We start from the raw sequence: 24,247 nt of genomic DNA, 5'->3' as shown, positions 1-24,247 counted from the left end.
GACGCGCCGGTGTCGCACGCCGGCGACACACTGCAACTGCGCACGACGATGCGCGCGCATGACGGTCGGTTAGAATCCCGTGCAATCAAACAGAAAGCTTCCCTCCGAGGGCAATCGAGCGATGAAGCAACACGACAAACAGAACAACACGATTCGAACCAACCACACCACACGGCTGCTCCGGCGCATCGGCATCGTCGCGGCGCTCGGCGGTGCCGCGGCCCTGTCGCTGCATGCGCTCGCGGCGCGCACGGTGAGCGTGTCGCCGCAAGGCACCGTCACCGAAGTCCGGCAGACCGTCGTCAAGTTCGACGAACCGATGGTCGCGTTCGGCTCGGCATCCGCGCCGAATCCCGCCCGCGTGACCTGCAACGATTCGACCGCCGCGCGCGGCCAGGGCCACTGGCTCGACGACAAGACCTGGGTTTACGATTTCGAAAACGACCTGCCGCCCGGCGTGCGCTGCTCGGTCGCGCTCAACGACACGCTGCGTTCGGTCGCCGGAAATGCCGCCAGCGGCCCGCGCCGCTTCACGTTCCAGACGGGCGGCCCGTTCCCGGTGAACGTGCGCCCCGGCTCGCGCGAGATCGAGGAACGGCAGGTCTTCGTGATGAAGCTGAACGGCCCGGCCGAACCGCGCTCGGCGCTCGCGAACATCTGGTGCGAAGCGGCCGGCATCGGCAACCGCATTCCCGTCACCGCCGCCGGCGACGAGACGCGCAACGCACTGCTCGACCATTTCGGGCTGAAGAAGGACGCGGCGCGCGTGCTGACGCTGTCGTGCGCGCAGGCGCTGCCGGCGAGCGCGAAGATGCAGCTCGTATACGGCAAGGGCGTCGCGAGCCCGAGCGGCATCGCGAACGAAACCGAACGACGCTTCGATTTCACCGTGCGCGCACCGTTCGCCGCGAGCTTCTCGTGCGAACGCGAGAACGCGAAGGCGCCCTGCACGCCGCTGCGCCCGCTGACGCTGTCGTTCAACGCGCCGATCTCGCGCAAGAACGCCGAGGCGATCAAGCTGCGCGGCTCCGACGGTTCGCTGTCGCCGACCTTCGCGGCCGACGACCACAGCGAGGAAGTGACGACCGTCACGTTCAACCCGCCCTTGCCCGCGCAGGCCGCGCTGACGATCGAACTGCCGTCGGGCCTGCGCGACGTGACCGACCGCTCGCTGTCCAACGCCGACCTGTTCCCGCTGGCGACGCGCACCGCGCCGATGCCGCCGCTCGCGAAATTCTCGTCGGGCACCTTCGGGATCGTCGAGCGCTTCGCCGAACCCGACACGCCCGCGCTCGTACCCGTCACGCTGCGCAACGTCGAGGCCGACCTGCATATCGCCGGCCTCAACGCGGGCGGCGCACAATTCGCGAACCTGAAGGTCGAGAACGACACCGCGATCCGCGAGTGGATGCGTACCGTCGACCGCTTCGACAACTGGTCGATGACGGCCGGCTCGATCGACAGCCAGATTCCGGGCCTGCTCCAACGCAAGGGCCAGCACCCCGTCTACGTGCCGCTCCAGGCCGGCGAAAAGCAGCCCGCGCCGAAGGACCGCCGCATCGACGTGCGCTCGCTGTCGCTGCTCAAGGGCGAGCCCGGCGCGCAGGCGCTGACGCTGCCGCAAGCCGACCCGAAGACGCTGCGCCCGTTCGAGATCGTCGGCGTGCCGATCGACAAGCCCGGCTTCTACGTGCTCGAACTCGCGTCGCCCGCGCTCGGCCGCTCGCTGCTCGCGAAGCCGTCGAGCATGTACGTGCGCACCACCGTGCTCGTCACGAACCTCGGCGTGCACCTGAAACAGGGCCGCGAGAACAACCTCGTGTGGGTCACGACGCTCGACAAGGGCAAGCCCGTACCGAACGCGCAGATCCGCGTGTCGGACTGCAACGGCGATGAAATCGCCGCGGGCAAGACCGATGCGCAGGGCCTGCTGAAGATTGACGGGCAGTTCGAACCGAAGCACGAATGCCGCTCGTCCGAGCGTTTCGACGACTACTTCGTGTCGGCGCGCGTCACCGATCCGAAGACGGGCCCCGACATGGCATTCGTCAGCTCGGGCTGGAATCGCGGGATCGAATCCTGGCGCTTCAACGTGCCGACCGACACCGACAGCGCACCGACCGTGCGCGCGCATACGGTGTTCGACCGCACGCTGCTGCGCGCGGGCGAAACCGTGTCGATGAAGCATTTCATCCGCACCGAGACGCTGCAGAGCCTCGCGTTCCCGTCGCAATACCCGACGCGCGTGACGATCCGCCATCTCGGCACGGGCCAGACGTACAAGCTGCCGCTCACGTGGGCCGCCGATCACAGCGCGGACACGCAGTTCACGCTGCCGCCGGCCGCGAAGCTCGGCGAATACAGCGTCGAACTCGCAGCCGGCCCGGAAGACGCGCCGACCGCCACCTATTACAGCGGCAGCTTCCGCGTCGAGGCGTTCCGCCTGCCGGTGCTGAAAGGATCGATCGGCGCACGCGATGCGCAGAAGAGCCCGCTCGTCGCGGTGAAGGAAGCGCCGCTCGCGGTGCAGATCGACTACGTGTCGGGCGGCGGCGCATCGAACCTGCCGGTGCAGGTGTCGGCGCTGATGAAGTGGGCGTCGCCGCCGTTCGCGGATCGCTTCGAGGACTTCAGCTTCACGCCGTATCGCCCCGACAAGAGCGACGGCAACGCCGACGACGATTCGCAGGACGGCGACAACGCGTCGTCGTCGAACAACGATCCCGATGCGACGAAGCTGATCGCCGACAAGCTGCCGCTGACGCTCGACCGCAACGGCGCGGGCTCGGTCACGCTCAAGGGCCTGCCCGACGTCGACGCGCCGAAGCGCATCGCGCTCGAAGCGACGTTCGCCGACCCGAACGGCGAAGTGCAGACGATTCGCGGCGACACGATCCTGTGGCCGGCCGCGGTGGTGGCCGGCATCAAGGCCGGCCGCTGGGTGTCGGTCGGCCAGCGCGTGCCGGTGCAGGCGCTCGCGGTCGACCTGCAGGGCAAGCCGCGCGCATCGGTGCCGATCGAGATCAAGGGCGTCGCGCACATCACGACGTCGTCGCGCAAGCGGATGGTCGGCGGCTTCTATGCGTACGACAACAAGAGCGACACGCGCGACCTCGGCGTGCTGTGCTCGGGCAAGACCGACGACAAGGGCCGCATGGCCTGCGACGCGACGCTCGAACAGGCCGGCAACGTGCAGCTGATCGCGGTCGCGAAGGACGGCGACGGCCGTACGTCGAACGCATCGACGTCGGTCTGGGTCACGCGCGAGGACGAACTCTGGTTCGGCGGCGACAACACCGACCGGATCGACGTGATCCCGGAGAAAACCTCGTACGAACCGGGTGAAACGGCCCGCTTCCAGGTGCGCATGCCGTTCCGCTACGCGACCGCGCTCGTCGCGGTCGAACGCGGCGGCGTGATGGAAACGCACATCGTCGAGCTGAACGGCAAGAACCCGACCGTCGACCTGAAGGTCGGCGAATCGTGGGGGCCGAACGTCTACGTATCGGTGCTCGCGCTGCGCGGCCGGATTCGCGAAGTGCCGTGGTACTCGTTCTTCACGTGGGGTTGGAAAGCGCCGGTCGAATGGGCGCGCGCGTTCTGGCGCGAAGGCCGCCACTATGAAGCGCCGACCGCGTTCGTCGACTTGTCGAAGCCCGCGTTCCGCTACGGCCTCGGCGAGATCAAGGTCGGCACGGGCGTCCACCGTCTCGGCGTGACCGTGACGACCGACGCGACCCGCTACACGGTGCGCGGCAAGGCGCAGGCGCACGTGAAGGTCACGCTGCCGAACGGCCAGCCCGCGCCGGCCGGCACGCAGATCGCGGTCGCGGCCGTCGACGAGGCGCTGCTCGAACTGATGCCGAACAACAGCTGGGACCTGCTCGACGCGATGCTGCGACGGCGTGCGTACGGCGTCGAGACGGCCACGGCGCAGATGGAGATCGTCGGCCGCCGCCACTTCGGCCGCAAGGCCGTGCCGGCCGGCGGCGGCGGCGGCAGCGCGCCGACGCGCGAGCTGTTCGACACGCTGCTGCTGTGGAACCCGCGCGTGACGCTCGACGCGAACGGCAGCGCGACCGTCGAGGTGCCGCTGAACGACGCGCTCACGCGCTTCAGGATCGTCGCGATCGCGGCGGTCGGCCCCGACCGTTTCGGCACCGGCAGCACGTCGATCCGCAGCACGCAGGATCTGCAACTGATCTCCGGCCTGCCGCCGCTCGTGCGCGAAGGCGACGCGTTCCGCGCACAGGTCACGCTGCGCAACACGACCGACCGCGCGATGCAGGTCGTCGTGACGCCGCGCGTGACGGGCCTCGACGTCGCACCGCAAACCGTGTCGCTCGCGGCCAATACGGCTACCGAGGTCGCGTGGACGATCACCGTGCCCGAGCAGGCGCTCGACGCGGCCGGCGCGCTGAACTGGCGCATCGAAGCGGCCGAGCAAGGCGGCAAGCGCGCGTCCGACGCGCTGGCGGTCGCGCAGAAGGTCGTGCCCGCTCTTCCGGTAACCGTGCAGCAAGCGACGCTCGCGCAGGTCGACGGCACGCTGACGGTGCCCGTGTCGGCACCGGCCGGCGCCGTGAGCAACGCACAGGGCGCGCCGCGCGGCGGCATCGCCGTGTCGCTGCAGTCGAAGCTGGCCGACGGCCTGCCCGGCGTGCGCCGCTGGTTCGAGCGCTATCCGTACCGCTGCCTCGAACAGCAGGCGTCGCGCGCGATCGGCCTGCGCGACCCCGCGCAATGGCAGGCGCTGGTTGCACGCATGCCCGTCTATCTCGACAGCGACGGGCTCGCGAGCTACTTCCCGCCGTCGTCCGACGATTCGCACCACGGCAGCCCGACGCTGTCGTCGTACCTGCTCGTGCTGTCCGACGAGGCGAGCCGTGCCGACCCGCGCTTCGCGCTGCCGGAAGACCTGCGCACGCAGCTCGAAACCGGGCTCGCGCGCTTCGTCGACGGCCGCATCGAGCGCAACGCGTGGGCGCCGCGCCAGGATCGCGACCTGCGCAAGCTCGCCGCGATCGAGGCGCTGTCGCGCTACGGCGCTGCACAGGGCCGCATGCTCGGCTCGATCGAGATCGCGCCGAACCAGTGGCCGACGTCGGCGGTGATCGACTATCACGCGATCCTGACGCGCGTGAAGGACATCCCGCAGCGCGACGAGAAACGCGCGCAGGTCGAGCAGATCCTGCGGGCGCGCCTCACGTACCAGGGCACGCAGCTCGTGTTCTCGACCGCGCGCGACGACGACCTGTGGTGGCTGATGACGAGCAACGAGACCAACGCCGCGCGTCTCGCGATGGAATTCGCGGGCGACCCGGCGTGGAAGGACGAGATGCCGCGCGTCACGGCCGGCCTGCTCGCGCTGCAGCGCCAGGGCGCGTGGCAGACGACGACGTCGAACGCGCTCGGCCTGCTCGCGGTCGAGCGCTTCTCGCGCACCTACGAGAGCACGCCCGTCTCCGGCGCGACGAAGGTCGCGCTCGGCGGCAACGAGCGCGCGATCTCGTGGTCGCAGGCGCCGGCCCCCGCCGACACGCCTGTATCGGCCACTGCCGCGACCCGCGCCGCCGCCGTGCGCAGCGTGCTGATGCCGTGGCCGCGCGCGTCGCAGGCACCGGCCACGCTGTCCGTCACGCAGGAAGGCACCGGGCGCCCGTGGGCGACGGTCGAGAGCCTCGCGGCCGTGCCGCTGCGCTCGCCGTTCGCGGCCGGCTACCGGATCACGAAGACCGTCACGCCGGTGTCGCCCGCCGTCAACGGCGTGCTGACGCGCGGCGACGTCGTGCGCGTGCATCTCGAGATCGATGCGCAGACCGACATGACGTGGGTCGTCGTCAACGATCCGATCCCGTCCGGAGCGACGATCCTCGGTTCGGGCCTCGGCCGCGATTCCGAAGCGGCGACTCAGGGCGAGAAAACGCCCGACGGCGCGTGGCCGGCGTTCATCGAGCGCGATTTCGACGGCTACCGCGCGTACTACGACTATTTGCCGAAGGGCAAATTCTCGGTCGAGTACACGGTGCGGCTGAACAATGTCGGCACGTTCGGATTGCCGCCGACGCGCGTCGAGGCGCTGTACGCGCCGTCCGTGTACGGCCTGTGGCCGAACCCGCCGATGACCGTCAAGCCGGCCGACGCGGGCAAGCAGTGAGCGCGTGATGATCGATCGGGTCTTGCCGCGGCCGGCGCGTTTCGCTGGCCGCGTATTCGTCGCCGTCGTGCTGGCCGCGCCGCTCGTCGCGCATGCGCTGCCGGGTTACGACGACGTGCGCCGCAACTGGCGCAGTTCCGACTGGGTGCTGCTCGCGCGCGACGGCACGCCGCTGCAGCGCACGCGCGTCGACCTCGCCGAACGGCGCGGCGACTGGGTGTCGCTCGCGGACGTATCGCCCGCGTTCCGCGAGGCGATCGTCGTCTCCGAGGACAAGCGCTTCTACGAACACAGCGGCGTCGACTGGCGCGGGATTGCCGGCGCCGCGTGGGGCAACCTGTGGAACGAGCGCACGCGCGGCGCGTCGACCGTGACGATGCAGCTCGCCGGGCTGCTCAGCGATTCGCCACGCCGCTCGGGCCAGCGCTCGCTGCCGCAGAAGGCCACGCAGGCGATGAACGCGCTGCTGCTCGAACGCGGCTGGCGCAAGGACCAGATCCTCGAGGCCTACCTGAATCTCGTGCCGTTCCGCGGCGAGACGGTCGGGCTCGGCGCGCTGTCGCAGGTGCTGTTCGGCAAGACGCCGTCGGGCCTCGACGCGCGCGAAGCCGCGATCGCGGCCGCACTCGTGCGCGCGCCCAACGCGACACCCGCGAAGGTCGCCGAGCGCGCATGCCGGATCCTGCGCGACATGCATGCAGAGCAGGCGTGCGCGTCGCTCGACGGCTACGTGCAGCTCGTCACCGCGCGTCCGGCCAACGCCATACGCGACGACGGCGCCGCCCTCGCCCCGCACTTCGCGCGACGCATCGCGGCCGAAGTCAGGCCGGCGGCCGGCGCGCAGGTCCGCACGACGCTCGATGCACCGCTGCAACGCTTTGCGCGCGACACGCTGATGCGCGCGCTGACCGAACTCAACGCGCCCGCGCACCGGCGCAACGTGCAGGACGGCGCGGTCGTCGTGATCGACAACGCGACCGGCGAAATTCGCGCGTGGGTCGGATCGTCGGGCGCGTTGTCGAGCGCGCGCGACGTCGATGCCGTGCTCGCGCCGCGCCAGGCCGGCTCGACGCTCAAGCCATTCCTCTATGCGCAGGCAATCGACGAAGAGCGGCTGACTGCCGCGTCGCTGCTCGACGACGCGCCGATCAACCTCGCCGCCGGCGGCGGCCTGTACATTCCGCAGAACTACGACAAGGATTTCAAGGGCTGGGTGAGCGTGCGCAGCGCGCTCGGCGGCTCGCTGAACGTGCCGGCCGTGCGCACGCTCGTGCTCGTCACGCCGCACCGCTTCGCGCGCACGCTGACCGCGCTCGGCCTGCCGCTCGCGCAGGAAGGCGACTACTACGGCTTCAGCCTCGCGCTCGGGAGTGCCGACGTCACGCTACTGTCGCTGACCAACGCGTATCGCGCGCTCGCGAATGGCGGTGTCGCGCGCAAGGTCGTCGACCTGCCGGCGCCGGCATCGACTCCCGGCGTGTCGGTGCCCGCGCGTGCCGACAGCGGCACGCGCGTGTTCAGCGAAGCGGCCAGCTTCGTCGTTACCGACATCCTCTCCGACAACAATGCGCGCGTACGCACGTTCGGCTTCGACAACCCGCTTGCGACGCGCTTTTTCTCGGCGGTCAAGACCGGTACGAGCAAGGACATGCGCGACAACTGGACCGTCGGCTTCACGTCGCGCTACACGGTCGGCGTGTGGGTCGGCAATGCGGATGGCTCGCCAATGTGGGACGTGTCGGGTGTCACGGGCGCGTCGCCCGTGTGGTCGGCCGTCGTCGGCTACCTGCACCGCGACCTGCCGAGCCACGCGCCACGCGCGCCGGCCGGTGTCGAGACGCGCCGCATCACGTTCGAGCGCGACATCGAGCCAGCGCGCAACGAGTGGTTCATCGCGGGGACGGCGGTCGACACGATCCGGCTCGCCGCGCCCGTCACGCCGGGCAAGGGCGGTGCGCGCGCGCCGCTGACGATCGGCGCGCCGACCGACGGCACGATCTTCGCGATCGACCCGGACATTCCGCCGAAGAACCAGCGGATCTGGTTCGAGCGCTCGGCCGGGCGCGCCGCGCGGTTCGCGTGGCGGCTCGACGACAAGGTGATCGGGCATGCCGACCGCGTCGCGTGGATGCCGTGGCCGGGCCGGCACCGGCTCGAACTCGTCGACGCGCGCGGCAACGTCGCGGATGCGATCGGCTTCGAGGTGCGCGGCGCGTTCGCGAAGACGGCCGCGCGCAAGCCCTGAGCGTGAACCGGCTGCTTACTTGCCGGCCGCGTTGCCGCAAGACTCGCGCCGCTGAACGGCACGCCCGCCCCGTCGGGAACGGCGCGTTCTCTCGTATGACCCGTTGCGAAGGAAATTGAAAGGTTTCCGGCCGGACGGGCAAACGGGCGAGCAGTTCGCGGATCGGGAACCTAGAATATGAGCAGCGCCGCTTCCCCGGGCGCGCACCGGTTGCTCCCTTCTCCCGGACACCCGCGACCATGAACATTCGCCACGAACGCTTCACCCGCCCCGCGCTCGGCGCGCTCTGCGTCGCAACACTCGCGACGCTCCAGGCCTGCAACGGCGACGCCTGCTTCGGCGTGGATGTCTGCTTCAACGACAACACGCAAACCGTCTCGCTGTCGGGCACGGCCGCCACCGGCAACGCGCTCGCGAGCGCGCCGGTGGCGGTCAGTTGCGCGATAGGCTCGGCGACGACGCTGACGGACGGCGGCGGCAACTACCAGGTGACGGTCAACGCCGCGCTGCCGTGCGTCATCACCGTGACATCGGGCGGCACGAGCCTGCATTCGCTCGCCTACGCGGGCGGCACCTTCAACACGACGCCCGAGACCGAGCTGATGCTGGTCTATCTCGCGGCACAGCTCGGCACAAATACGGCCGGGCTGATCGGCAATTTCCAGGGCAATCTGCACTTCCAGCAGGTGATGGGCAGCCCGAACGCCGTGCAGGCAGCGCAATCGGCCGTCGTGACGAACCTGCAGCAGCGCTATGCGGTCACGCTGACGACGCCGGCGTTCCTGACCACGTCGTTCGTGGTCGGGCAACCGGGTGTCGACAGCGATCTCGGTGCGCTGGCGAAAGCGGGAGCGATCGATTCGAATGGATTGCCGGATCCGGTTGCCGTGTCGCTTTTGACGCAGGCCGGCGCCGCGCATCCGTTGTAAGCGGTCTGCGGCGCGAAAGGAATCGAACGTCAGGCACCCGCTTCGCCTCCGCTCGCGATCCATCAACGAAACGCTTACGCCGCCTCCCCGCTCCCGCACACGACGGTCGCGGCCTGCTGCTGCGTCAGATACCGCAGCAGCTTCGTCACCATCCATACGACGATGAACGACAGCGCGACGAAAAACAGCGCGAGCGGCGTCAGCACGTGGATCGACACGAACCCGGCCAGCCCCATCATCGCGGACGACACGAGCAGCAGCGCGCACCCGAGGATCGCGCTCGTCAGGCCCGCGATATGCGGAAACAGCGAATTGCCCTTGGCCATCAGCGTCGGATACATCGCGCCCGCGCAGAAACCCATCACGAGCACCGGTGTCGCGAGCGTCCACACGCGCAGGCCGACGGTCAGCGCGAGCACCAGCATCGCGACCGACGCACCCGCCATCACGCGCGCGCCGATGCGCAGCCGTTGCTCGGCGCTCGGCAGCCCGCGCCCGTGAATCCGGTTCGACAGCCCGCCGAGGAAATACATCAGGCCGATGCCGAGCGCGAGATAGCCGAAGAAGGTCGGCGGCTTGTGCAGCGTGGTCTGCACCATGAACGGCCCGACGATGTTGAAGACCAGCAGGATGCTGTAGCACAGCCCCTGCGCGAGGAAGCAGCTCTGGAACACCGGGCTCGCCAGCACCTTGCCCGCGTTCGCGATCAGCGTGCGCGGCTCGAGATGCACCGGTTTCGGCAAGGTCTCTCGATAACGCCACAGCAGCGCCCACATCACCAGCGAGTAGACGAGCAGGAACACGAGGCAGGCGCGCCAGCCGAACCATTCCTGAAGGTGCGCACCGATCACCGGCGCGACGATCGGCGCGAGCCCCCACGCGATCGACATGTACGTGAACGCATGCATCAGCGCCTGGCCGGAGAACGAATCGGTAATGATCGCCTTCGCGAGCAGGTTGGTGGTCGCGATCCCGAAACCCTGCAGGCAGCGGGCCAGCACGAACGTCTCCAGGTTCTGCGCGCCGAGCGACAGCAGGCAGCCGATCGTGTAGATCACGAGCCCGAACGCGAGCACGCGCTTGCGCCCGTACGCATCGGCGATCGGGCCAAAGATAAGCTGGCCGAGCGCGTAGGCCGCCATGTAGCCGGACACGCTCGACTGGATCGCCTGCGGCGTCGTCGCGAACGATCGCGCCATGTCGGGCAGCGCGGGCACGTAGATGTCGATCGCAAGCTGGCCCGCGGACGCGAACAGGCAGATCAGGAACAGCAGGAAACGCGGCGAATTCGGCTCGCGCGCGGGAGTGAGCGTGGCGTTCATGACGACTGGGAAGGATTCGGGCGGCGACGACGCGGCCGACATGTTCGAATTGCGAACATGCGTGCGATCGTGGCGAATTCCGTATTGTGCCCGTTGTTGCGTCTGGCGACCGGATTCCCCTGGCGCGGGCGAGGTTGAAAGCCGATTGCGGCACGCGGGGAAATGCGCTAGCCGGGCCGGCTCCCGTCATGGGGGCGGCCCGGCCGCGGGCATGTTCCGCTACCGCGGCGACGCGCCCGCCGCACGGGGAGCGTCAATCACGCCGCACGCATGTCGCGCCCCGCTCGCCCGTGCCGGCAACTTCGCCGGCAGCGCCGGCGGTCTTTCATGACGGCGCCGCGTTCGGATCAATACTGCGCCTGGTCGGTCGGATTCCTGAACAACTGCTTCATCTCCGCCGACAGCGGGTAGTTGAGGCTCACGCCCTTCGGCGGAATCGGCTGCGTGAACCACTGGTTGTAGAGCTTCTCGGCCGCGCCCGACGTCTGCATCTTCGCGATCACGCCGTCGACGACATGCTTGAACGGCGGATCGTCCCTGCGCATCATGCACGCGTAGTTTTCGTGGACGAGCGGCGTGCCCGTCACCGCGTACGCGCCCGGGTTGCGGTCCTTCGCGATCTCGCCGTACAGCAGCGGCTCGTCCATCACGAACGCCACCGCGCGCCCGGTCGTGACGTTCATGAACGCTTCGGCGTGATCCTTCGCGCTGATGATCGTCATGTTCATCCCTTTCTCTTCATTGAGCTTGCGCAGCAGGCGCTCGTCCGACGTGCCGGCCGTCGTCGCGACCGTCTTGCCGGCCAAGTCCGCAAAATCCTTCACGCCCGAATCCTTGCGCGTGCTGAAACGGATGCCATAGAGAAAGATGCTGTTCGAGAACGCAGCCTGCTTCTGCCGCTCGAGCGTGTTCGTCGTCGATCCGCATTCGAAATCGATCGTCCCGTTCTGCAGCAGCGGAATCCGGTTCTGCGACGTGATCGGAATCTCTTTCACCGTGAGGTTCGGCAGGTTCAGGTCCGTCTTCAACTGGTCGATGATGCGCGCCGCGATGTCCCGCGAGTAGCCGATGTTCTTCTGCTGGTTGTCCGAATACGAGAACGGCACCGACGATTCGCGAATGCCGAGCGACACGATGCCCGTGTCTTTGATCTTCTTCAGCGTACCGGTGAGGGCCTGCGCGTGCGCGGCGCCCGCCAGTGCACAGGACAGCGCGACAGCCAGCAAACGGAAGCGGCGATCCATGCTTTTCTCCTGACGAAACGTTGATCGAATTGCGATCGTACGCCTGACAAAATTCGCGTCGCATCAGGGAAAGCGTAATCAACCGTCCACCGCGGCCGGGCTATGCAACCCGTCTTCCGTACCGCGCAAACCGACCCGCGACACGCGTTTCGCCCGACCGGCCGCTTGCGGGCTCAACCCCGCCATCTGTGCCACGCGTTCCAAACGCGCGTTCATGCTGCGATGCCGCAACGGAATCGTTTGCGTCCCGCTCTTTATTCACACAAAACATACTCAAGAAGCCGCCACAGCGGCCGTTACCCAGTGCATGGCGCGTCGCAGCAGACTTGCGCGCCCGATAAAAACAAGGTCCGGTTTCTGCCGGACCGAGCACACCGCCGGCACGACGGTTATCTACGAGGATCGAGCTTCAACATGAGAGCCAAACGTTTCAATTTCGCGCTGGCCCGTTCCGCCCATGCGCGCATGCTCGCCGGCATGCTGTCTGCCGCGGCCCTCCTGCCCCTCGCCGGCTGCGGCGGCGGAGGCGGCGACGGCAGCAACCCGTCTTCGTCCAACGCAGCACCGGCTCCCACACCGGCTCCCGCTCCCACGACCCCGCCCACCACGTCCGGCAGCAACGCCTGCGCGACCCAGCAGGCCGCCGTGCAGATGGCCGCGCAGACCACGCCCGACGAACCGCCGGTCGATCACCTGATCGTCAAGCTGAAGACGCTGACGGCCACGCGTGCGATGGCCGCCATCGACAACGGGACGCGGCTCGACGCGGTGATCCAGCGCTCGATGACGCGCTGGACCGCGCCGGTGACCGGCAGCGCACGCGCCTATGCGAGCACGGTCGCGCAAACGCCGCTGAACGTGCTGGTCGAGCGGACGATCTCGAACGGCGCGGCCGTGCTGTCGCTCGGCCAGCGCATCGCGGCCACCGACGCGACCGCACTCGCGCAGGCGTTCGCGACCGACACCGACGTCGACTACGCGGAACCGGATCACCCGATGCAGATCCGCGACACGCCGAGCGACCCGCTCTACAGCCAGCAGTGGTACCTGTCCGACCCGACCGCCGGCATCGACCTGCCGCCCGCATGGAACACGACCAAGGGTTCGCCGACCGTCGTCACGGCGGTGCTCGACACCGGCTCTCGGCCGCACGCCGACCTCGTCGGCAACCTGTTGCCCGGCTACAGCTTCATCACCAACGTCAACACCAGCAACAACGGCCTGTCGCGCGGCCCCGACGCATCCGATCCGGGCGATTGGGTCACGCAGCAGGAACTCGGCGACGCAAACGGCCCGTACTATCACTGCGCGAGCGAACCGAGCAACAGCAGTTGGCACGGCACGCGTGTGATGGGCGTGATCGGCGCGACCGCCAACAACGGCGCCGGTATCGCCGGCGTGTCGTGGCTCGGCCGGATCCTGCCGGTGCGCGTGCTCGGCAAGTGCGGCGGCGTGACGAGCGACATCGCCGACGCGATGCGCTGGGCCGCCGGCATTCCCGTCACCGGCGTACCGACGAACCCGACACCCGCGAAGGTCATCAACCTGAGCCTCGGCGGCGTCGGCGCGTGCAGCACGACGTTCCAGCAGGCGATCGACGACGTGAACGCGAAGGGCGTGACCGTCGTCGTCGCGGCCGGCAACGACGGCCTGTCGACCGGGCTCGACCAGCCCGCGAACTGCCGCGGCGTGGTCAGCGTCGGTGCAACCGACGCGACCGGCCGCCGCGCATCGTTCAGCAACTTCGGCGCCAACATCACGCTGAGCGCACCGGGCGTCAACATCTTGTCGACGTCGAACACCGGTACGACGACGCCGGGCTCGGACACCTACGGCCTCGCGAACGGCACCAGCCTCGCGACGCCGCAAGTGACGGGGGTCGCCGCGCTGATGCTCGCGGTGAACGGCAACCTCACGCCCGCGCAGATCCAGCAAAAGCTGCAAGGCGGCACACGCGCGGCGAAGCTGGCCGCCGGCACGCCGTGCACCGCGATGCCGGCGGGCTCGGGGATTCTCGATGCAGGGGCCGCCGTCGCGGCAGCCAACCTGTAACCGGCACCCTGCCTCGCCGCAGCCGCGCGCATGCCGACAAGGCGTGCGCGCGGCTTGCTTTTTCTGGCGGCCGGCGATCCGGAGATCCGGCGATCGTTCATCGACCCGATTCCGTTTCTCAAAATAACGCCTGACAAAAGGGTTGACGCTTCGCACGACGAGCCTTTACCATCGCCCCCGTCTAATTACATGGAGTGTTCTGTGAACACCGATGCGAGTTGTAGTTGGTGCTCGACCAACTTGACTGCTGCCTGAGGAAAACGCGCAGAGCCTCGTCTTCTGCCGCATCCCGGGAAGCAGGATGCGGCGTCCTTCCGGCCTGACCGGCCAGATTCCCCGCCGAATTTTTCGATGTTGTCGAATGCACGCGACGCGCCGTCGCGCGTGTGCGTTCGTGTTGCGCGCGGCGCCAGCCGCGTGCGTTTTCCGTTCGCGTGCCGTCAGGCCGCGCGCCTTCGTGCGTGCGCGGCTGCCGATCGCTCGTGCCGATTACTCGCAACCGACAGGAGTGCAGATGAACTCAGACGACAGTAGTCGATTACCGCTCGCCGGTGCGACGCTGCGCATCGACACGCCGACCGCACTCCACGCGCCGGCGAGCGTTCCCGCCTTTACCGATCCACAGCCGATCGCGTTTGACGCGACGCGGCGGGGAGCGCTCGTGCGTCGATAACGTCACGGCCGCTCCCCGCCCGCCGCCTCGCGCGCCAGGAGCGACTCATGACACAACGCAACACATCGCAAAAGAAACAGCGCGGCTTCATCAAGACCGGCCCCGGTCAGCAGAACGAACCGCGCATCATGCGCGCCGCGCAGGAAGCGGCCCGCCCGCTCGAGGACACGCTGAAGTCGCTGCACACCAGCACGCGCGGCCTCACCTACGACCAGGCCGCCGACCGCCTGCAGCACTATGGCCCGAACGAAATCGCGCACGACAAGCCGCCGCACTGGACGCGCCAGTTGCTGCTCTCGTTCCACAACCCGTTCGTCTACGTGCTGCTGGTGCTGGCCGCCATCAGCTTCTGCACCGACGTCTGGTTCGCGGCGCCCGGCGATCGCGACTACGTCGGCACGACGATCTTGCTGACGATGGTCACGATCAGCGCGCTGCTGCGCTTTGTGCAAGAGTTCCGCTCGCTGCACGCGGCCGAGAAGCTCAAGGCGATGGTCCGCACGACGGCCACCGTGCAGCGCGCGGTGACCGATACGGCCGAGCCCGCGCGCCGCGAGGTGCCGATGCGCGAAGTCGTGGCCGGCGACATCGTGCACCTGTCGGCCGGCGACATGATCCCGGCGGACGTGCGCCTGCTTGCGTCGCGCGACCTGTTCATCAGCCAGGCCGTGCTGACCGGCGAGGCGCTGCCCGTCGAGAAGTACGACACGCTCGGCGCGGTGGCAGGCAAATCCGCCAGCACGCGCGCGGCCGGCGCGGCGACCGACACGTCGGCATCGCTGCTCGATCTCGAGAACGTCTGCTTCATGGGCACCAACGTCGTCAGCGGGACGGCGACTGCCGTCGTCGTCGCGACCGGCGAAGACACGTACTTCGGTTCGCTCGCACGCAACGTCGTGAGCCACAAGCGCATCGAGACGAGCTTCGACCGCGGCGTCGCGAGCGTGAGCTGGCTGCTGATCAAGTTCATGTTCGTGATGGTGCCGATCGTGTTCATGATCAACGGCCTGACCAAGGGGGACTGGCTGAGCGCACTCACGTTCGCGCTTGCGGTGGCCGTGGGTCTCACGCCCGAGATGCTGCCGATGATCGTCAGCGCGAACCTCGCACGCGGCGCGATCGCGATGGCGCGCCGCAAGGTCGTCGTCAAGCGGTTGAACTCGGTGCAGAACTTCGGCGCGATGGACGTGCTGTGCACCGACAAGACCGGCACGCTCACGCAGGACAAGATCATCCTCGAACACCACCTCGACCTGTCCGGTTACAAGAACGAGGAAATCCTGCGGCTCGGCTGGCTGAACAGTTTCCACCAGAGCGGCCAGAAGAACCTGATCGACATCGCGGTCGTCGCGCGTGCCGACGAGATCGGCGAACGCGCGAAGCCGCAGGGCTACAAGAAGATCGACGAGCTGCCGTTCGACTTCGTGCGGCGCCGCCTGTCGGTCGTCGTCGAGGATACGCGCGGCGCGCACCTGCTGGTCTGCAAGGGCGCGGTCGAGGAAATGCTGGCCGTCTCCACGTATGTGCAGGATGAAGACGGCGTGCGCCCGCTCGACTTCGTCGCGCGCAAGCGGCTGCTCGAACAGGCCAACGCGTACAACGAGGACGGCTTCCGCGTGCTCGTGGTCGCGACGCGCACGATCCCGCGCGGCGACGAACGCGAGCAGTACCGCACCGCCGACGAACGCGACCTCGTCGTGCGCGGCTTCCTGACCTTCCTCGATCCGCCGAAGGAGTCGGCAGCGCCGGCACTCGCCGCGCTGCGCGAGAACGGCGTCGCGGTGAAGGTGCTGACGGGCGACAACCCGACAGTCACGATGAAGGTGTGCCGCCAGGTCGGCCTCGAACCCGGCAAGCCGATCCTCGGCGCGGAAATCGAAGCGCTCGACGACGCAACGCTTGCGCAGGTGGTCGAACGCACGACCGTGTTCGCGAAGCTCACGCCGCTGCAGAAGGCGCGCATCGTCAAGGCGCTGCAGGCGAACGGCCACACGGTCGGTTTCCTCGGCGACGGCATCAACGATGCACCCGCGTTGCGCGATGCCGACGTCGGCATCTCGGTCGACAGCGGCGCCGACATCGCGAAGGAAACCGCCGACATCATCCTGCTCGAAAAGAGCCTGATGGTGCTCGAGGAAGGCGTGATCAAGGGCCGCGAGACGTTCGGCAACATCCTGAAGTACCTGAACATGACCGCGAGCTCGAACTTCGGCAACGTGTTCTCGGTGCTCGTCGCCAGCGCATTTCTGCCGTGGGAGCCGATGCTCGCGACGCAGCTGCTCGTGTTGAACCTGATCTACGACACGTCGCAGATGCTGCTGCCGTGGGACAAGATGGATCCCGAGTTCCTGAAGAAGCCGCGCAAGTGGGAAGCCGGCAACATCAGCCGCTTCATGCTGTGGGTCGGGCCAACGTCGTCGGTGTTCGACATCACGACCTACGTGCTGATGTGGACCGTGTTCGGCGCGGGCGCGATGTATCACCTGAACGGCGGCACGGGCGGCCAGATCGTGATGAACTCGGGCTGGTTCATCGAGAGCCTCGTGTCGCAAACGCTCGTCGTGCACCTGCTGCGCACGCAGAAGATTCCTTTCCTGCAAAGCACGGCCGCGCTGCCGGTGCTGCTGTCGACCTTCACCGCGATCGCGATCGGCTGCTGGCTGCCGTTCTCGCCGTTCGCGGACGCGCTCGGCTTCATGCACCTGCCGGGCACCTTCTGGCTGTGGCTCGCCGCGACGATGGTCGGCTACATCCTGCTCGCGCAGATCGTCAAGACGATCTATGTGCGCCGCTACAAGCAGTGGTTCTGATTCGGTTCGGATAACGATGTGCCGGCCCGAGCAACGCGCGCGGGCCGGCCACTCACGATGCAATACGGGTGACGCAATGAAAAGAATCCTTCCGCTCGCAGCCGCGAGCGCACTCCTCGCACCGCTCGACGCCTATCCGGCCCACCCGCTCGTCAGCGACGATACGGGCACGCAGGGCAATGCGAACTGGCAGTTCGAGTTCAACGCGGAGGAAACCTCGAAACAGGAAGACAGCGGCCGCCACCAGCTATGGAACGCGACGCTCACGCGCGGGTTCGGCGAACGCGTCGACCTCTACGTCAACGCGCCTTATACGCATCTGCAAACGCGCTCCGACGAAAACGGCGCGGGAATCGGCGATGTCGAGATCGGCATGAAATGGCGCTTCGTCGAACGCGGGCCGCTGTCACTCGCGCTGAAACCGAAAGTGACGATGCCGACCGGCAACGACGGTCGCGGGCTCGGCACGGGTCGCGTCGGCACCGGCGCGACGCTGCTCGCACAGGCCGACGTCGCGCGCTTCTCGCTGCTCGCGAATGCGGGCCTCGCGTACCAGCCGAATCGCCAGGGCGACGTGACGTCGATCTGGGCCATGTCGGGCGCGGCGCTCTACAAGGCGACCGACCGGCTGCAGCTCGTGGTCGACGTCGGCATGTCGCGCAACCCGGAGAGCACCGCAGGCGCGAATCCGGCGTTCGTGCTCGCGGGCGCAATCTATTCGCCGACGCGCTGGCTCGATCTCGACGTCGGCTACCGGCGCGGGCTGAACGACCAGATCTATCGTCATTCGGTGATGGGCGGCGTGACGGCGCGGTGGTGATACACGGCATGGCGCGGTGCACGCGTCGAGCCGCAACACGACGGGCCGCGGTTCATTCACAGCGGCCCGTTTTTTCATTCATCGGGCGTCGTTCGCGCCGAACAGTTCCGCGCACACGTTGCGCCCTTCGTCGGTCAGCACGGCGCTGCCGGTGCCATCCTCATTCAGCGTCGTCGCGCTCAGGCCCGCGGCGTCGAGCTGCGTCAGCACGCGGCGCAGCGTGCTCATCGGCAGTTGCGCGCGCTTCGCGATCTTCGGCAGCGACCACGTCTTGCCGGCCGGATCGTTCGCGGCCTCGTTCAGCGTCGCGAGCGTCGCCACGAGTGCGGGATCGAGCGGAGATTCGTCGGATTCTGAAGTCATCGGTTCGGGTTCGTGAGCCGGTGCCGGGCCGGCAGTCAATCAATCAGGACGCAATCGCGGACACTATACGCCGCGTCACGCACCCTTGATCGCGGCACGCATGAACGACACGAAATGCGTCGTGACCGGATCGTCGCGCCCCGACAGCCACGCCAGCCCCACGCGCCACTTCGCGTCCCGGCCGTCGAGCGGCAGCACCGTCGCGTCTCGCAGCAGGTACTGCGCGCGCGACGGGATGAACGCGACGCCGACGCCGGCCGCGACCGACGTCAGCACCGACTGCACATCTTCCGCCTGCTGCGTCACGTGCGGCACGAAGCGGCGCTCGACGCACCATCGGTCGATCTGCGCGGCGAGGCCCGGGCCGCGCGCACGCTGCAGCGCGATGAAGCCGATCTCGTTGAGCACGTCGAGGTCGGCCGGCACGCGCTTGAAGCCGAGGTGCGGCGGCACCGCGAGCGCGAGCCCTTCGTCGATCACCTTGAACGACGACAGCCCGTCGTCGGACGGCAGGCGCAGGAAGCCGGCGTCGAGCTTGCCCGCGCGCAACCGGCGCGTCTGCTCGGACGACGACAGGTCGCTCAGCGTGACGGCGATGCCCGGATTGCGGTGGCGAAATTCCGCGACCAGCTTCGGCACGAGCGTCAGCACGGACAGGCAGATGCCGAGCCGCAGATGCCCGCGCTGCCCGCTGGTCGCCTCCCGCGCACGCGCGAGGATCTCGTCGGCATCGCGCACGAGCGCCTGCGCGTCGGGCAGGAAGCGTTCGCCGAACGGCGTCAGCTCCGCGCCGTGCCGCCCGCGCTCGAACAGCTTGCCGCCGAGGCTCGCCTCGAGCGCGCCGATCTGCTTGCTCAGTGCCGGCTGGCTCATGTGCAGCGCATCGGCCGCGCGGCTGAAATGGCACAGCTCGGTCACCGTCAGGAACGTTCGCAGCAGTTTCAGTTCCATTCTTCAAGGGAATCGTAACGATCGAAATATTCATTTTACTGATCGAATGCGATGACGTTCAATACGGGCATGCCCTTCCCGGAATTCACTGTCATGTCTCTTGATCACGTGGCCGACTGCGTGGCGGCCCCATCTTGCGATGGCGCGGTTGCAAACGAACGCACCGCCGCCGTCGATACGCGCGCACCGAAGCGTCGCGCCGAACCCAGCGACGGACGCAGCCGCCGTTTTCGCTTCGGCGATGCGATCGAAGACGCACCGCCACGCGCCGTGACGGGTTCGATCGCGATCAGTTTTGCGGTCGTGTCGCGGCGGAACTGGCCGCGCTGACCCGCGCCGCATCCTGCGGTGTGCCGGCCCGGAACGGCACGCCTTGATGGTTTTCAGCGCCCGCGCACCGCTAACCGGCAGCGCGAAAACGACCAGAATCTGCCTGCATCACACGCCATTGCGCGCGATCCAATCGTCATCGCCACGCGATCGACCTTATAATTTCCCGCACCCGCTGACCGCCCATGCATTCCGCGCAGCCGCATCGCGCGTGAAAAGGAGACTTTCGCTTGACCGGCCTCATCGCGCGCCTGCCTCGCGCCCGGACCACCCTGATCCTCGCCCTCTCGTTCCTGCTGCTCGCGTTCGCCGCGAACGCGTCCGCGCAGCGCGCGCAGCCGCATCGCACCGCGCATGTCCATGCGCATGCGAAAGCCGTCAAGAAGAAGCCCGCCCACCGCAAGATCAAAGCCGTCAAGCATCGCCGCACGCACGCGAAGCATCGTGCAGTCAAGCGTCATGCGGCGCCGGCTCCGCAGCATCGCCGCGCGAAGCGCACGACCGCCGTACGCCCGCGCCCGGCGGCCGCCAAACCGCGCCTGATGGCAAGCTGCGGCTATACCCCGCGCGCGGTCAGGTCGTTGCATTCACGCGCAGCCTATGTGCTCGACGTCGACTCCGGCACGCCGCTGCTGGCCCGCAACGCGCGCACCGTGCGGCCGATCGCGTCGATCTCGAAGCTGATGACGGCCGTCGTCGCACGCGACGCCGACCGTCCGCTGAACGGTGTGCTGCGCGTCACCGCGCACGATCGCGACACCATCAAGTTCACCGGTTCGCGATTGCAGGTAGGCTCGGAGCTGTCGCGCCGCGACATGTTCCATATCGCGCTGATGTCGTCCGAAAACCGCGCGGCGGCCGCGCTGAGCCGCGACTATCCGGGCGGGCGCGCTGCGTTCGTGAAAGCGATGAACCGTGAAGCGCGTCGGCTCGGCATGCGCCACACGCACTTCAGGGAGCCGACCGGCCTGTCGCCGCACAATGTATCGACAGCCGAGGATCTCGCGCGGCTCGTCGGCGCGGCAGCGCAGGATCCGCTGATCCGCTATTTCTCGACGGACACGTCGACCACCGTGCGCCCCGGCGACGGCGAGCTGCTGTACGTGAATTCCGACCCGCTCGTCCGCTACCGCCGCCTGCCGATCCGGCTGCAGAAGACGGGCTTCATCAACGAATCGGGGCACGGCGTCGTGATGCGCATGCGTGTGAAGGGCCGCCGCGAAACGGTCGTGCTGCTCGGCGCGCCGACGCGTGCCGGCGTATCGAGCGACGCACTCGAAATCCATCGCTGGCTGACCTGCTCGATCCAGTAGGCGCGCGCAGGCGGCCGGCGCGTTCACCCTACGGGAGCGATGCCATGCAGGACGAATACCGCTTCAGCGCATTCGGACGGCTGCTCGCCGTCGTGCGGACCAACGGCCGCTGGGCCGTGTTCGATCTCGGCGCCGAAGGCAAGCGGCGCCCGGCCGACCTGCAGATTCCGTCCGCGCTCGCCGCGGACGAACTCGCGCAATATCTCGGCGACCTGCTGCACGAGGACGCCACGCCTAAATACAGCGAAGTCGTGCCGGTTCCGTCGACCGGTCGCGTCTAGCGGAACACACCTTCACCGGGCGCACGGCCGAGCGTCGCGCCGCCCGTGTCTCGCCTTCCTCTTTATCAGCCGGTATCGTCAAGCCACGACGTGCGCAATACACCGATCGTCGAACGAATCGATCGCGTTCACATCCCTTTTATAATTCGACAGTTTATCTTGCAAGTTAAACTGTCTTAACCTATGCTCCCACCCATGACTGATTCGCGTCCATCCGGCCTTTCTGCCGACACCGTCGCCGCCAACCTGACCCTGGCGGTCGGTCAATTGATCCGCCGGCTCCGTTCCGAAGTCCCGGCCGACGGCCTCGGGATGTCCCAGACGAGCGCGCTCGCGCGGCTCGAACAGAACGGGCCGATGACGACCGCCGATCTCGCCCGCGCCGAGGCAATGAAGCCGCAATCGATGAAGACGATCCTCGCGAGCCTCGAAGAGGAAGGCCTCGTCGAACGCGAGCCGCACCCGACCGACGGCCGCCAGATCCTTTTCCAGCTGACCGCGGTCGGCCTCGAGGCACGGCGCAAGCGCAACGTCGCGAAGCACCAGTGGCTCGGTGCCGCGATCGAGAAGCTCGATCCCGAAGAAATCCGCACGCTCGCCGCCGCGATCCCGCTGATCAGGCGGATCGGCGACAAGTGAATCCGGCGGGCGCGCATCGCAACATTCGCGCGCCCGCATCCCTTCGTCCATTCCACGGAGCCCCATCATGAGCGAACCCCGTCTCGACACGAACACGGCACTCGTCGTCATCGACCTGCAGAAAGGCATCGTCGCCCTCCCCACCGCACATCCGGTCGCGCCGGTGGTCGCACACGCCCGTGAACTGCTCGACGCATTCCGCAGCCGCGGCCTGCCGGTCGTGCTCGTCAACGTCGCCGGCGGCGCGCCGGGCCGCACTCAGCAGCAGGTGCGCCTGGATGCTCTGCCCGCGGACTGGACCGAACTCGTGCCCGAACTGAACCGGCAGCCGGGCGACCACGTCGTGACGAAAAAGACCTGGGGCGCATTTACCGGTACGGATCTCGACGCACACCTGAAGGCGGCCGGCGTCACGCAGATCGTGCTGACCGGCGTCGCGACGAGCATCGGCGTCGAATCGACCGCGCGGCAGGCCCACGAACTCGGCTACAACGTGACGCTCGCCGTAGACGCGATGACCGACCTCAACGCGGACGCGCACGCGAACAGCATCGAGCGCGTGTTCCCGCGCCTCGGCGAAACGGGCTCGACGCAGGACATCGTCGCACTGCTCGACCGGCGCGGCGCGTGAGCGACCGACGCTCGCAGCCGGCGGCGGGCCACGCGGCCGGCCGGCTCGATTCGTCGATCTGGAAAGTCAGCGCGGTCGCGACGCTCGGCTCGCTGCTGTCGCAGCTCGACGCGACGATCGTCAACGTATCGCTGTCGAGCCTCGCGACCGACCTGCATGCGAGCCTGTCGACGATCCAGTGGGTGACGAGCGGTTACCTGCTCGCACTGACGCTGGTGCTGCCGCTGAACGGCTGGCTCGTCGACCGCATCGGCGCGAAGGCGCTGTACCTGTGGTGCTTCTCGGCGTTCACGCTCACGTCGGCGCTGTGCGGGCTCGCGTGGTCCGCGCCGTCGTTGATCGCGTTCCGCGTGCTGCAGGGCGTCAGCGGCGGGCTACTCGCACCGATGGCGCAGATGATGATCGCGCGCGTCGCCGGCCAGCAGATGGCGCGCATGATCGGCTACGCGGCGGTGCCTGTGCTGCTCGCGCCGATCCTCGGCCCCGTGGTCGCCGGCGCGATCCTGCAGCATGCGTCGTGGCGCTGGCTGTTCCTCGTGAACCTGCCTGTCGGCGTGCTGGCGCTCGCGCTGGCCGTGCGGTTCCTGCCCGGTGACCGTGACGAAGCACAACGACGCGAACTCGACTGGATCGGTCTCGCGCTGTTGTCGCCGGGCCTCGTGCTGTTCCTGTATGGCGCCGAACGGATAAGCACGGCGCCCGGCATCGCCGCGATCGCATGCTCGGCGCTGCTGCTCGCCGCGTTCCTGCGCTTCGAGCAACGCAAGGGCGAACACGCACTGATCGATCTCGCGCTGTTTCGCTCCCGCGTATTCGGCGCGGCGGCCGGCACGCAGTTCCTGTCGAACGGCGCGATGTACGCGGGCCAGATGCTGATCCCCGTGTTCCTGATCCAGGCGTGCGGGCGCTCGCCGGGCGAAATGGGCTGGCTGCTCGCGCCGCTCGGGCTCGGCATGCTCGTCACCTATCCGTCGATGGGCGCGTTGACGAGCCGGTTCGGCGTGCGCCGGCTGGCCGCCACCGGCGCGTTGCTCGCCCTCGTCGCGACGCTGCCGTTCGTGTTCGTCGCGCTGACCGGCTACGATCCGTACGTGCTCGTGCCCGCGCTGTTTCTGCGCGGCATGGGTCAGAGCGCGATCGGCGCGCCGTCGATCTCCGCCGCGTATGCGTCGGTCGAGCGCCGCAACCTGCCGATGGCGACGACGTCGCTCAATATCGTGCAGCGCCTCGGCGGCCCGACGTTCACGACGCTGTGCACGCTGTTCCTCGCGTGGCGGCTGCAAGCCGAAGCGATATCGGACGGCGGCACGCAAGCCGCCGCGTACGCGTGGGCGTTCGGCCTGCTTTGCGTGCTGCATGCGGCGGGCTTCGTCACGACGCTGCGGCTGCCGTTGTGGTCGGCCGGTGCGGGCGGACGAACTGCCGGCGCCGCACGCGCCGGTTCGCGCTGAACGTGGACGCTGCGCCGCGATGCGCGCGCAGCGTCG

Annotated in this window: 17 protein-coding genes; 13 read left to right on the top strand and 4 right to left on the bottom strand. The window is 68.2% G+C overall.

Annotated elements, in window-relative coordinates; genetic code table 11:
* Positions 1 to 121: 121 nt before the first annotated feature.
* The 3 genes from OEJ37_RS20960 (at position 122) to OEJ37_RS20950 (ending at position 9,331) form a co-directional block, all read left to right on the top strand.
* Positions 122 to 6,157 carry an alpha-2-macroglobulin family protein gene (locus OEJ37_RS20960; RefSeq protein WP_263345315.1) on the top strand — a complete coding sequence of 2,012 codons (6,036 nt, stop codon included), beginning with the start codon at positions 122 to 124 and terminating at the stop codon, positions 6,155 to 6,157.
* Between the two features lie 7 nt (positions 6,158 to 6,164).
* Positions 6,165 to 8,402 carry a penicillin-binding protein 1C gene (gene pbpC, locus OEJ37_RS20955; protein WP_263345314.1) on the top strand — a complete coding sequence of 746 codons (2,238 nt, stop codon included), beginning with the start codon at positions 6,165 to 6,167 and terminating at the stop codon, positions 8,400 to 8,402.
* Positions 8,403 to 8,641: 239 nt separating this feature from the next.
* On the top strand, positions 8,642 to 9,331 hold the full coding sequence (locus OEJ37_RS20950; protein ID WP_263345313.1) for a hypothetical protein: 690 nt from the start codon (positions 8,642 to 8,644) through the stop codon (positions 9,329 to 9,331).
* A 74-nt stretch (positions 9,332 to 9,405) separates the two neighbouring features.
* On the opposite strand, the gene OEJ37_RS20945 is transcribed toward OEJ37_RS20950, so the two are convergent.
* Positions 9,406 to 10,653, bottom strand: a complete 1,248-nt coding sequence (locus OEJ37_RS20945) for a multidrug effflux MFS transporter (RefSeq protein WP_175918106.1) — start codon at positions 10,651 to 10,653, stop codon at positions 9,406 to 9,408.
* A 347-nt stretch (positions 10,654 to 11,000) separates the two neighbouring features.
* Positions 11,001 to 11,897 (bottom strand): glutamate/aspartate ABC transporter substrate-binding protein, encoded by an 897-nt coding sequence (locus OEJ37_RS20940; protein WP_152857104.1) that lies wholly within the window; start codon positions 11,895 to 11,897, stop codon positions 11,001 to 11,003.
* 414 nt (positions 11,898 to 12,311) lie between these two features.
* Between OEJ37_RS20940 and OEJ37_RS20935 the strand changes: the two genes are divergently transcribed.
* The 4 genes from OEJ37_RS20935 to OEJ37_RS20920 all read left to right on the top strand — a co-directional run bounded on the left by OEJ37_RS20935 (position 12,312) and on the right by OEJ37_RS20920 (position 18,252).
* On the top strand, positions 12,312 to 13,949 hold the full coding sequence (locus OEJ37_RS20935; RefSeq protein WP_263345312.1) for a S8 family peptidase: 1,638 nt from the start codon (positions 12,312 to 12,314) through the stop codon (positions 13,947 to 13,949).
* Positions 13,950 to 14,463: 514 nt separating this feature from the next.
* On the top strand, positions 14,464 to 14,622 hold the full coding sequence (locus OEJ37_RS20930) for a hypothetical protein (RefSeq protein WP_175747622.1): 159 nt from the start codon (positions 14,464 to 14,466) through the stop codon (positions 14,620 to 14,622).
* A 47-nt stretch (positions 14,623 to 14,669) separates the two neighbouring features.
* Positions 14,670 to 17,432, top strand: a complete 2,763-nt coding sequence (gene mgtA, locus OEJ37_RS20925) for a magnesium-translocating P-type ATPase (protein WP_263345311.1) — start codon at positions 14,670 to 14,672, stop codon at positions 17,430 to 17,432.
* A gap of 76 nt (positions 17,433 to 17,508) precedes the next feature.
* Positions 17,509 to 18,252: a transporter gene (locus tag OEJ37_RS20920; RefSeq protein ID WP_263345310.1), complete on the top strand. Its 744-nt coding sequence runs from the start codon at positions 17,509 to 17,511 to the stop codon at positions 18,250 to 18,252.
* A gap of 78 nt (positions 18,253 to 18,330) precedes the next feature.
* Here OEJ37_RS20920 and OEJ37_RS20915 read toward each other — a convergent pair whose 3' ends face one another.
* Entirely contained in the window at positions 18,331 to 18,615 is a 285-nt protein-coding gene (locus OEJ37_RS20915) for a transcriptional regulator (protein ID WP_175918116.1), read from the bottom strand.
* A gap of 75 nt (positions 18,616 to 18,690) precedes the next feature.
* On the bottom strand, positions 18,691 to 19,566 hold the full coding sequence (locus tag OEJ37_RS20910; protein ID WP_263345309.1) for a LysR family transcriptional regulator: 876 nt from the start codon (positions 19,564 to 19,566) through the stop codon (positions 18,691 to 18,693).
* A gap of 51 nt (positions 19,567 to 19,617) precedes the next feature.
* On the opposite strand from OEJ37_RS20910, the gene OEJ37_RS20905 reads away from it, so the two are divergent.
* The 6 genes from OEJ37_RS20905 (at position 19,618) to OEJ37_RS20880 (ending at position 24,211) form a co-directional block, all read left to right on the top strand.
* Positions 19,618 to 19,896, top strand: coding sequence for a hypothetical protein (locus OEJ37_RS20905; RefSeq protein ID WP_263345308.1), 279 nt, complete (start codon positions 19,618 to 19,620; stop codon positions 19,894 to 19,896).
* Positions 19,897 to 20,126: 230 nt separating this feature from the next.
* Positions 20,127 to 21,209 (top strand): serine hydrolase, encoded by a 1,083-nt coding sequence (locus OEJ37_RS20900; protein ID WP_263345307.1) that lies wholly within the window; start codon positions 20,127 to 20,129, stop codon positions 21,207 to 21,209.
* A 44-nt stretch (positions 21,210 to 21,253) separates the two neighbouring features.
* Positions 21,254 to 21,490 (top strand): hypothetical protein, encoded by a 237-nt coding sequence (locus tag OEJ37_RS20895; protein WP_152857112.1) that lies wholly within the window; start codon positions 21,254 to 21,256, stop codon positions 21,488 to 21,490.
* A gap of 183 nt (positions 21,491 to 21,673) precedes the next feature.
* Complete coding sequence (locus OEJ37_RS20890) at positions 21,674 to 22,129, top strand: MarR family winged helix-turn-helix transcriptional regulator (RefSeq protein ID WP_411859275.1); 456 nt, start codon at positions 21,674 to 21,676, stop codon at positions 22,127 to 22,129.
* A gap of 67 nt (positions 22,130 to 22,196) precedes the next feature.
* Positions 22,197 to 22,760, top strand: a complete 564-nt coding sequence (locus tag OEJ37_RS20885; protein ID WP_263345306.1) for an isochorismatase family protein — start codon at positions 22,197 to 22,199, stop codon at positions 22,758 to 22,760.
* Positions 22,757 to 24,211 (top strand): DHA2 family efflux MFS transporter permease subunit, encoded by a 1,455-nt coding sequence (locus OEJ37_RS20880; protein ID WP_263345305.1) that lies wholly within the window; start codon positions 22,757 to 22,759, stop codon positions 24,209 to 24,211. Before OEJ37_RS20885 ends, OEJ37_RS20880 begins: the two co-directional genes overlap by 4 nt.
* Positions 24,212 to 24,247 lie beyond the last annotated feature (36 nt).

The sequence above is a fragment of the Burkholderia sp. BKH01 genome, from assembly GCF_025685725.1.
GTDB lineage: Bacteria > Pseudomonadota > Gammaproteobacteria > Burkholderiales > Burkholderiaceae > Burkholderia > Burkholderia pyrrocinia_C.
The sequence above is the reverse complement of the archived record's forward strand: the minus strand, read 5'-3'. Positions and strand labels throughout refer to the sequence as shown.

Excerpts from the sequence above, each read along its gene's own strand:
- OEJ37_RS20960 (WP_263345315.1), top strand. The coding sequence starts at position 122 with ATGAAGCAACACGACAAACAGAACAACACGATTCGAACCAACCACACC.
- pbpC (WP_263345314.1), top strand. The coding sequence starts at position 6,165 with ATGATCGATCGGGTCTTGCCGCGGCCGGCGCGTTTCGCTGGCCGCGTA.
- OEJ37_RS20950 (WP_263345313.1), top strand. The coding sequence starts at position 8,642 with ATGAACATTCGCCACGAACGCTTCACCCGCCCCGCGCTCGGCGCGCTC.
- OEJ37_RS20945 (WP_175918106.1), bottom strand. The coding sequence starts at position 10,653 with ATGAACGCCACGCTCACTCCCGCGCGCGAGCCGAATTCGCCGCGTTTC.
- OEJ37_RS20940 (WP_152857104.1), bottom strand. The coding sequence starts at position 11,897 with ATGGATCGCCGCTTCCGTTTGCTGGCTGTCGCGCTGTCCTGTGCACTG.
- OEJ37_RS20935 (WP_263345312.1), top strand. The coding sequence starts at position 12,312 with ATGAGAGCCAAACGTTTCAATTTCGCGCTGGCCCGTTCCGCCCATGCG.
- OEJ37_RS20930 (WP_175747622.1), top strand. The coding sequence starts at position 14,464 with ATGAACTCAGACGACAGTAGTCGATTACCGCTCGCCGGTGCGACGCTG.
- mgtA (WP_263345311.1), top strand. The coding sequence starts at position 14,670 with ATGACACAACGCAACACATCGCAAAAGAAACAGCGCGGCTTCATCAAG.
- OEJ37_RS20920 (WP_263345310.1), top strand. The coding sequence starts at position 17,509 with ATGAAAAGAATCCTTCCGCTCGCAGCCGCGAGCGCACTCCTCGCACCG.
- OEJ37_RS20915 (WP_175918116.1), bottom strand. The coding sequence starts at position 18,615 with ATGACTTCAGAATCCGACGAATCTCCGCTCGATCCCGCACTCGTGGCG.
- OEJ37_RS20910 (WP_263345309.1), bottom strand. The coding sequence starts at position 19,566 with ATGGAACTGAAACTGCTGCGAACGTTCCTGACGGTGACCGAGCTGTGC.
- OEJ37_RS20905 (WP_263345308.1), top strand. The coding sequence starts at position 19,618 with ATGACGTTCAATACGGGCATGCCCTTCCCGGAATTCACTGTCATGTCT.
- OEJ37_RS20895 (WP_152857112.1), top strand. The coding sequence starts at position 21,254 with ATGCAGGACGAATACCGCTTCAGCGCATTCGGACGGCTGCTCGCCGTC.
- OEJ37_RS20890 (WP_411859275.1), top strand. The coding sequence starts at position 21,674 with ATGCTCCCACCCATGACTGATTCGCGTCCATCCGGCCTTTCTGCCGAC.
- OEJ37_RS20885 (WP_263345306.1), top strand. The coding sequence starts at position 22,197 with ATGAGCGAACCCCGTCTCGACACGAACACGGCACTCGTCGTCATCGAC.